Annotated in this window: 11 protein-coding genes; all 11 read right to left on the minus strand. The window is 54.4% G+C overall.

Annotation, left to right across the window (positions count from 1 at the left end; translation table 11 throughout):
• Nucleotides 1-468: 468 nt before the first annotated feature.
• The 11 genes from BN871_RS21800 to BN871_RS21850 all read right to left on the minus strand — a co-directional run bounded on the left by BN871_RS21800 (nucleotide 469) and on the right by BN871_RS21850 (nucleotide 8,573).
• The gene (locus tag BN871_RS21800; RefSeq protein ID WP_332310241.1) at nucleotides 469-1,290 is read right to left on the minus strand and encodes an arylamine N-acetyltransferase; all 822 of its coding nucleotides are present in this window, start codon (nucleotides 1,288-1,290) and stop codon (nucleotides 469-471) included.
• Nucleotides 1,291-1,386: 96 nt separating this feature from the next.
• On the minus strand, nucleotides 1,387-1,947 hold the full coding sequence (locus BN871_RS21805; protein ID WP_157060360.1) for a hypothetical protein: 561 nt from the start codon (nucleotides 1,945-1,947) through the stop codon (nucleotides 1,387-1,389).
• The gene (locus BN871_RS21810) at nucleotides 1,904-2,620 is read right to left on the minus strand and encodes an acyltransferase (protein ID WP_048748797.1); all 717 of its coding nucleotides are present in this window, start codon (nucleotides 2,618-2,620) and stop codon (nucleotides 1,904-1,906) included. The genes BN871_RS21805 and BN871_RS21810 overlap by 44 nt, the downstream gene beginning before the upstream one ends.
• A gap of 335 nt (nucleotides 2,621-2,955) precedes the next feature.
• Nucleotides 2,956-3,231 (minus strand): hypothetical protein, encoded by a 276-nt coding sequence (locus BN871_RS29365; RefSeq protein WP_021877534.1) that lies wholly within the window; start codon nucleotides 3,229-3,231, stop codon nucleotides 2,956-2,958.
• 353 nt (nucleotides 3,232-3,584) lie between these two features.
• Nucleotides 3,585-4,319 (minus strand): hypothetical protein, encoded by a 735-nt coding sequence (locus tag BN871_RS21820; protein WP_048748799.1) that lies wholly within the window; start codon nucleotides 4,317-4,319, stop codon nucleotides 3,585-3,587.
• Between the two features lie 21 nt (nucleotides 4,320-4,340).
• Entirely contained in the window at nucleotides 4,341-5,012 is a 672-nt protein-coding gene (locus BN871_RS21825) for a polymer-forming cytoskeletal protein (protein ID WP_048748801.1), read from the minus strand.
• Nucleotides 4,996-5,661 (minus strand): YhbD family protein, encoded by a 666-nt coding sequence (locus tag BN871_RS21830; RefSeq protein ID WP_048748802.1) that lies wholly within the window; start codon nucleotides 5,659-5,661, stop codon nucleotides 4,996-4,998. The genes BN871_RS21825 and BN871_RS21830 overlap by 17 nt, the downstream gene beginning before the upstream one ends.
• A gap of 274 nt (nucleotides 5,662-5,935) precedes the next feature.
• Nucleotides 5,936-6,820, minus strand: a complete 885-nt coding sequence (locus BN871_RS21835) for a PD40 domain-containing protein (protein WP_048748803.1) — start codon at nucleotides 6,818-6,820, stop codon at nucleotides 5,936-5,938.
• A gap of 33 nt (nucleotides 6,821-6,853) precedes the next feature.
• On the minus strand, nucleotides 6,854-7,552 hold the full coding sequence (locus BN871_RS21840; RefSeq protein ID WP_048748804.1) for an SDR family NAD(P)-dependent oxidoreductase: 699 nt from the start codon (nucleotides 7,550-7,552) through the stop codon (nucleotides 6,854-6,856).
• A gap of 132 nt (nucleotides 7,553-7,684) precedes the next feature.
• Nucleotides 7,685-8,134 carry a VOC family protein gene (locus BN871_RS21845; protein WP_048748805.1) on the minus strand — a complete coding sequence of 150 codons (450 nt, stop codon included), beginning with the start codon at nucleotides 8,132-8,134 and terminating at the stop codon, nucleotides 7,685-7,687.
• A gap of 70 nt (nucleotides 8,135-8,204) precedes the next feature.
• Nucleotides 8,205-8,573, minus strand: coding sequence for a substrate-binding domain-containing protein (locus tag BN871_RS21850; protein ID WP_048748807.1), 369 nt, complete (start codon nucleotides 8,571-8,573; stop codon nucleotides 8,205-8,207).
• Between the last annotated feature and the right edge of the window lie 303 nt (nucleotides 8,574-8,876).

Below are 8,876 nucleotides of genomic sequence, written 5' to 3' on the forward strand. Positions count from 1 at the left end.
TCGGATGGACCTACGTCAAGAAAGTAGACAATCGGTAACGGACACCTTTAGGAAATCTGCTTAAAAGTAGTGTCCACTTTTTATTCCAGCTGCAAAGTTACCTTAAACTCAAGGAATAAGACGGAAAATTCGTCTTATTCGTTCCTATTTACCCTAAACTCAAGAAATAGGACGGAAAAATTCGCTCACTCATGTGAACACTTCCATCTACGGTTATTAGTAGTTGTCCGTTATCGGATGTTCCAAGCTGGTGCCAGCAGAAGGGACGTCCTTTTTTTTTGATCTCTAGCGGCTCTTGTTCCAAGTACCGGCCAAGCCGGTTCGACGAAGCCCATTCGGATAGTGGTTTTTCAGCTGGCCGGCTGCAACAAGATCTTGATGCGGCGAAGAAGCGGCGTCATCGCCTTAAGCCGACATCTGTCGAGGCTTGCTCAACATCCCTATTTCTCCGCTTGCGGAACGACCCGCTCAACCACCGCTCGGGTCCCGCCGGGCGAGCGTAATGCCGAAGCATCTCTCCAGCGCCTCCGCATACTTCTCCTCATCGGCTGGCGTCTCTATCCGAACCGAATCGAGCTCGAAGATGCGGAATTCACCTCCGAGCAGCGTGTTGCGGCCATGCGGAGTCCGAATCGAAGCCTTGTTCTCCTGCCGGAACGGCGAGTCGGGGGCGTGCTCGCACCAGAACGATGCGGCGGCGAAATCCATCGGAAGATGCGGTTCCTCCGCAAAGCTGTACACCCAGTCCCACTCGCCCCGCTTCCGCTCCCAGAGCATCCAGCCGTAGACCTCGTCCCGAGTGAAGCGGTAGGCTTCCGCGTCCTGCTCCTGCACGGTTCCTTCCTGGATGATCAAGGGGTAGATCGGCGACCCGGCGCCTGCGCCGACATCGCACATGTACCGCTGCCCGTCCAATGCGACCTGAAGGATATGATGGCGCCGCTTGGGGGGCAGCACGCTCTCGTCCCTCCAGAAGCGGCCAAAGTAGCTCGTCACCCGGAAGCCCAGCGCTTGCAGCAGAGCCCCGAACAACGCGTTCTGCTCGAAGCAGTAGCCGCCCCGGCGGCGCCTGACGATCTTGTCGTACAGATCTTGGATCGACAGAGAGATCGGGATGCGGCCCACGACATCCAAGGTTTCGTAAGGAACCGTATGGACATGGCATTTCTGAAGGGCAAAAAGCGTCTCGGCGTTCGCCTCGCGCGAGCCCGAATACCCGATGCGATCCAGATAGGCATCGATCATCGGCTCGGACAGGGGTTCGGCATCCGGCAAAGGCAAAGGCTGCACGTTCAACGATAGCACCTCGATTCGGCGTTTTCCTAGTTGTACCACACCTGGCGCGCAAGTTGAACCCCTTTATGCAGCACACAAAGCCGCTATAATCTATCCAAAAAACACAGAGTCGTCGGCTTTCGCTTTGCGTTTATCCTTCGATGCGGCCATCTTTTTTTCAACCAGGCGAGCTAGTTTCAATGCGCCTTGATCGATATATTTCATATAATAGTGAGACAAAATAAATAAGGGAACCATCGAAACAGTAAACGTAATGGCATAGGCAAGATTATAGCTGAAATGATGAATCACTTTACTGAACATAAACGCGGAGAACGTATTCAGGAAAGTGAAATGAATGAGATAAAGAGAAAATGAAACCTTCCCTAAATAAGCAAGCTTTCCCCACCCAAACAGATGCTGCAGCACTTTTAGACGAAGCAGTGCAAACAAAATAAGGACAGAACCTAGTGTTCGTGCAAGAAGTCGCGGATCGATATTGAATTGAATCCATTCATTGATATATTTAATTCCTATTTCTATCGGTTCGTACATCGTGCCCATTAATGGAGTATAAGGCGCCGAACCTAAGTAAATTCCCAATAAAAGCCCAAGTACCGGCGCTATTTTAGTTTGGACCCATTTGTGCTTGAGCAGATCGGCAAGCAGCATTCCCCACAAAAAAGCGACAAAATAGGTTTGAATCAAAGCAATGGATAAGACCGCATATACGATCCATCTTTTTCTTAGTCGTCCAAATAAAGCAAGAAAACCGAAAATCAAAAAAAGAACCTGCCAGCTCATAGCTCATGGTCCAAAGGACTGGATTGTAAGGATGGGCTTCAAACCGGAAAAACGGATCAAAAATAGCGGCCTTCATAACGGTATATGGATTGGTATCCAAAGCGTAATAATTCTTTTTCATATCCGTCCATGTTGTTCCCCCTATTTCTTGGAGATGAAAGGCATTCATAATAAGGGCTACATACACAAGCAATACTGAAACAGCCGCCGGCACAGCTAGCCGAATGTACCTTCGTACGGCGCTGGATTGCAGCATCTTTAGATAGGTATCGCTATCCATTTCTTTTTCAACCATTTTAACGCTGAGCACATAACCGCTCAGCACAAAAAACAGACAAACGGCAAATTGACCGTTAAAAAATAAATTGACGGGAGAATGGCCGTACCAGACATCCCACTTGAAATGAGCCTGCTGCGGTTTTCCATTTAACGCAGCCGGATAAAACACTTGGATGTAGTGCGAAACAACCACGGCAAATGCCGCAAGTCCCCTGATTCCGTCTAAATACAATCGCTTTGTTCCCGATGTCTTTTTGTTCATTTTTCTCCCTTCTTTCACGAATCAAACTATTATAACATGCTAACTGCGTGAGTCCTTTGATACTTTTGTGCACAAATTAAAAAACAATACAGATACAACACGTGTTGTATCTGTATTGCAAGATCATAACGCTATTTTCTTACTTCTATTTCACCACTTAGTGTCAGAACTTTTAAGTACAATTTGCCCTTTTGGTAGACCTAATCCACCGTATATAGTCACTGTATAAGTGCCAGAAGGAACAAGTGGATTACTATCATTATTAATAAATTCTTTTCCTGTTCCATCTGCAGAAATGGTTTCATTAAAGATAACCGTATTCTTGCTATTGTGTTTTACTTCGACTCTAAATGATGCAGTTCCTGTATTTTTTGCATATAGCTTATATTTGGAGCTCCAATTGTCACACTAAAGCTATTTGTTGGGTCGGTTTTATTTCCTAGTAAATCCCAAGTAAGTGTATCCTTTATTGCATAGGGAGTAATTTCAATAGCCTTATTTCCTTCTTTGGATGCTGTATCTGCATTTGCCAAAACAGCGCTGGAGGCTCCAGTAATAAGTGAAATAGCCAAAGTAGTCGTACCCACAATCTTCAAAAATTTGTTTTTCATTAGTTTACTTTCCTTTTTAATTTGGGATTTAATTACAATTTTATTATATGTTATATACTGGATAATGGAATGATCTTCTAGAACTATTTGATTTGGTTCTAATGGTTTATTTTTAAAAAATAAAATTTTCATTATTTAGTCATATAGTATTAAGAAGCGCATTTATCGCTGCATGACAGTTATTAATCAAAGAGACGCAAAAAGAACATACGGGATTCGTATGTTCTTTTTGCGTCTCTTCTTGGGGTTCAAATACGCTCGCCTTGGAGCGGCCTTTCCATTCCTGTACGGTTAGGCATCGCCTATAACGACTCCTTGTTCACACGTCTCTCGCTTGCTTCCAGCGAAAAAGGTCAGACCTTCCGCTGCTCCCCCACCGTAGCGCCGCGCTTCACATCGAGCCGTTCCTTATATTCCACCTGGCCGATGTCGCAGCCTTCCCCGATCGTGATTCGGCTGCCCCGCACGATCCCTGCGCGGGTATGCTCAAGATGAATATCGTCGCCTTCGATGATGGAAGCCTCAAGGACCGCATCCGACGAAGGACGGAAAACGAGGCTGAGCGGACTAATGACGCTTCCGCGAGCGACCTCGATCCTTCCGCCTCCGATTTCCTTGGCCGAGGAGTTCTGGTACAGCTTGATGTCGATGTCCCCGGCGTTCAGCAGGCCGCCGATCGCGAACATCCCTTTAGGCCGGAACCGCTCCGCTCCGCAATCTCCCTCGACTCTCAAGCTGCCGCGCAGGCTGATGTCTCCGGCCTTGAGAGCGCCGCCCACCTCGACATCCCCCGCTCCCGCCAGCTCGCCGATCTCGGCATCCCGTCCGACGATCGCCTTCCCGGTCAGCTTCACCGTTCCGGCGCGCAGAGCTTCCGAGACCCCGTCGCCTACGAGCCGGATGCTCCCCGCGCCGAGACTGCCCTTGATGTCGTACGTGCCGATGCATCTCATCTCGCTGCATGCGATGCCGCCGCTCACGACGGCATCGCCGACGATCCGGACCTTATCGTAGCTGCCTCCCAACGTAGAGGAGGTTCCCGTCAGCTTCAGATTTCCCTGGTAAGGGCTTGCAGAATCCTTATTCACGGCCAATCCCTCCTTTCGGCGCTACAGCCGGGCATTACTTTTCACAACGGAGCCATCCGACAGCTCGAAGCTCTCCTTGTATTCCACCAGGCCGATCTCGCAGCCCGGTCCGATGCGGACGACTGCGCCGCGCACCACTCCGGCCGCCGTGTTCTCCAGGTAGATATGATCGCCTTCGATGACTTGCGCGGTGAGACTATTCTCCAACGACATCGGCAGCAGCTTCAGCCACCTTGAAGACGATTTCTCCAGCTCGATGACCTCGATCGTGCCGCCTCCGATCTCGCGGATGCTGCTGCTTCCTTGCAGCATAAGCTTGATCTCGTCCGCATTGAGCGAGTCCATCTGCAGCTTGCCGTTCGAGGCCAGCCTCTCCGCCTCGACGCTCCCGTGGACGGTGACGCTGCCGTTGATCCCGATCGACTCCGCCGCCAAGTTCCCCTCCAGCTTGAGCTTGCCTTCAACCGTGCATCCTTCCGTCCGAAGCGGCCCTTCAATCGTCACCATTCCATTGATGACGGTCTTCCGCGCCTCCACGCCGCCCTTCACCGTCGCCTTGCCGTTCACGACGAATTCCTCTTCGCAGGACAGAGCTCCGTTTATCGTGCCCACCCCGTCGATCTGAACCGCTCCAACGTCTCCGCCGGAGGATACGCCGATTCCGGTGATGATCAAATCATTCCTCGTTCCCATTTGAATCCTCCATTCGCCCTTCCTGGGCCGATAGTTTCAGCTTCAGCTCTTCGGTCTTCTTCGCGATCGGGATTCGCAGCGCGATCTTGGCATCCTTCTCCGCATAGAATTCCCGGTCCCCGGACAGAAGCAAGGCAAAAGACATGCCCATTTTGCGCAGCAGCACCAGCTCGCCTTCATACTCCTCCAGCCGGCCAAGATTATCCAGCAGCACGGCCAGCATGGCCTTGCCCTCTTCCAAATGAATCTGTCCTGTCTGTAGGCTGCAGTCGAACACGTACAAAATCAGCATCTGCTGGAAGCTGTACGTATGCGGCGTCCCCAGGTAGGGCTCGCTGTACTCCAGCGCCGTTCGCGAAACAATGTTGCGCGAAAGAAGATCTCCACGGCTCAAATCCACCTCTGCCGGAGCCGGCGAGAACAGATCCGCCATCTCGTCCAGCGACAGGCCTTCCTTCATGTTCATGATCTGACGGATGCGTCCCAGCACTTGCTGGCGGGGGAAAAAGGTTTCCTGCCCTGTAAACGCGGATCTGCGGATAAACCAATCCTCCGGCAGCAGCTGCTTGCGCTTCCACCGGTACAGCTGTCCATAGGAGATGCCGGTCATCTCCAGCAGTTCTTTCTTGGAAATCAAGTCTTCCTCCATGAGGCAGCCTCCCTTGCTGCTAATAACGTAACATAACATTGTTACGTTGTAAATCCGTTTCTAGCCGGAGCGGATCTCCTTCTACAGAAGGAGGCGGGCGGGATCTCGACGGAAAAGCAAAAAAGCTCCGCGATCTCTCGGGCGGAGAGATTAGCGGAACCCGGCTTGACAGGGACAGACAGAACGGTTGAATCTAAATTGAAACGGAACGTTTGGATCTAAATCGGATTGGATCCGGCTGAATCATGAGGATCTGTTTCCAGCATGAGCTTTTTCAGCGCGGCCGGTAGCTCACGAAAGCCAGCTGCCGGCTGTCCGGCGACCAGGAGTTGACGTTCATCGTCCCCTGTCCGCCGAACAGCTCGGCCAGCACCCGGGAGGGACCGCCTGCGGTCGGCATGAGGCGAAGCTCCACCTGCTTGTTCGGAGGATGGTCGGCTGGGGCGACATCGCCCTTGCGGTAGGCGATATAGGCGACGGATCGGCCGTCCGGCGAGACATGGGGAAACCAGTTGTTGCTCTCCTCGTCCGTCATTCTCGTCTGCCGCCCGCCGTCCGCGTCCATGCGCCAGATCTGCATCAGGCCGCTGCGGGTGGAGTTGAACCAGATGTGCCTGCCGTCCGGCGAATATTCCGGCCCGTCGTCCAGTCCGGGCGTATCCGTCAGCCTGGTCTCCACCCCGCCGAGGACAGGAATCGTGTAGATGTCGTACGCATCGTCCCGCTCGGCGCAGTAGGCCAGCATGCGGCCGTCCGGCGACCAGCCGTGCAGGTAGCTCGGCGCCATCGGCGTCACGAGCACCGGCTGTCCGCCCGCCAGCGGAAGGACGTAGATCCGGGATTGCCCGTCCTCCTCGGCATGATGGCTGACAGCGACCTGCAGGTTGTCCGGAGAAAGCACATGGTCGTTGTTGCACCAATCGGCGAAGCCGGAGTCGATCGGAGCGCTTGTCCGGCCTGCCAGATCGAACGAATGCAGCAGGCCGCAGCTGTTGTAGATCAGCCTTTTGCCGTCGGCCGTCCAGTTCGGCGCTTCGATGAGCTCCTCGAATTCGGCCAGCACGGTACGCTCGCCCGTCCCGATATCCAGCGTCTCGAGGATGCTGACGACGCCGCGGTCTTCCTTCAGGCGCGCTCCCTGCCTTCTTCTAGTTTTCATGGCTTTGCGCCTCCGCTCTGCAAAGTGGATGGATCAGATCGGCATTTCCTTGCCTTCGTAATCGACGAAATGGAACTTCGGGTGCAATTCCGCCTTGCGCTCGATCAAGTCCAGAATGCCCGCCGCGCTGCGGCGAGGATCCGTCGGAGCGCTCTCGCCGCCCATATCCGTCCGCATCCAGCCCGGATGCACGCTGAGCACCTGCACGCCGCCCGCGCCCAGCAGGCTGCGCAGCTGCTCGGTAAACATGTTCAGCGCCGCCTTCGTAATGCCGTACGGGTAGTCGCCGGGATAAGCATGGGTCAAGCTGCCCGCCTCGGAGGAAATGTTGACGATGGAAGCCCGAGGCTGGAGCAGCAGCGGCAGCAGATGCTTCACGACGCGCATCGGCCCGTACAGGTTGATGTCGAAGGAATGCTCGACATCCTTCATGTCGAGCTCCTCGATACCCGTGTCGCGAGCCTTCAGCACCGCTGCGTTGTTGACGATGGCGCCGAGCTGCATGCCCTCCCGCTTGAGCGAGGCGGCCAGCTCCGCGATTCCATCTTCGTCTCTCACGTCGAGACGCACGCTTGCCAGCTTGCCTGGAAAGGCCGCCTCAAGCGCCTGCATCGCCTCGCTCTTGTCCTGCGGCTCGCGCATGCCTGCGAGGACGTAATGGCCGCGCTCCAGAGCTTCGGCAGCGAGCTCCAAGCCGAGTCCCCTCCCGGCTCCCGTAATGAGAATGTTCATGTCCGTGTTCCCTCCTTGGATCGGGCAGGCTCCTGTCCATCCTATTGGCGGATTCAGGTGCAGTCCCGTCGGGCTAAATACCGTCTATCCATCGTCCGCTTCGGTTGCGGGCAAGTCCATGCGGCCTTGCTTCTAGTCGTTCTCCAACAGCTCCACGAGCACCTTCAGCTGCGGAATCGTATCGATGTAGGCGTACCGGCCTCCGGTATACTCGCCCTTCTGCTGCAGCGGGAAGCCCTTGCCCTCCAGCAGCATGATCTTCTCCTTCATCCCTTCAATGACAAAAGCGATATGATGGGGGCCTTCCCCATGCTCATCGAGGTAGTTCCTCCATGTGCTGGGATGCTCGTCCGGCTCGATCAGCTCCAGCTGCAGCGAGCCCATGTCGATGAACGCCAACTTGGCGCGGGCGGGGCTGGGCGCTCCCATGAATTCGGTCTGCGCGGTGTCGGCCGCATCGGTCAGCATCGCCTCCGGCTTCGGAATGCCGAAGAAATCCGCGTAAGCCTGGCTGACCTTGTCGATATCGTGGACGAGAATTCCAATCTGCGTAATGACGTTGTTTCCAAGCAATCCTGCCATAGGGAGCAGCTTCCTTTCCAGTTTGGGAGTTGTTGTCTCTCATGCGAATCCCCTTGTCGATGTCTTGCGGTCAAATCCTCCGGCAAGAATCCCGGATGACGAGGCTGCAGTCCTGCCTGATGGAACGGACGAGGCTGGCGGCCAGACCCTGATTATCCTCGTCCGCATCGGACTGTCCTTGCTCGATCTCTCCGATCAGCGCCGAGGTCAGCCTCTGCAGCATCTCCCCCATGTCGAAGCGGATCGTCGTGAGCGCAGGCTGATGCCGGCTGCTGAGCGGATGGTCGTCGAAGCCGATGACGGACATCCCCTCCGGCACGGCCAGCCCCTGCTCCCGCAGCGCCCGGATGGCGCCGAAGGCTACGCTGTCATTGGCCGCGATCARSKCGGCATGAGCCGGGATGACGTATGGAGCGGCAATCCGTATCGCTTTTCTCATCCGTCTTAACCTCCATCCGCATAATGACAAGCGCACATAGGTTATCCTTTTGATTTCAAATGTATAATGCTTTCTTCTTGGAAAATAATACGGGCATTACCATCTTGCAATCAGGAGGAATCTATCCGCATGGATACAGACAAGCAGGCTCCGGCGCGGACCGGAAGGATCCCGTCCAGGAGCCGTCGCAGGTCCGCGCGTTTCCCTATGTTGGAGCCGAGGGCGATATAGGCCCTGCTGTCCCTTGAACGGATAAGCGCAGCCAGGCTGCTTGGGGTTCACGATGGCATCGGCATCGGGAAG

The sequence above is a fragment of the Paenibacillus sp. P22 genome (genome assembly GCF_000469945.2).
Classification (GTDB): Bacteria; Bacillota; Bacilli; order Paenibacillales; family Paenibacillaceae; genus Paenibacillus_O; species Paenibacillus_O humicus.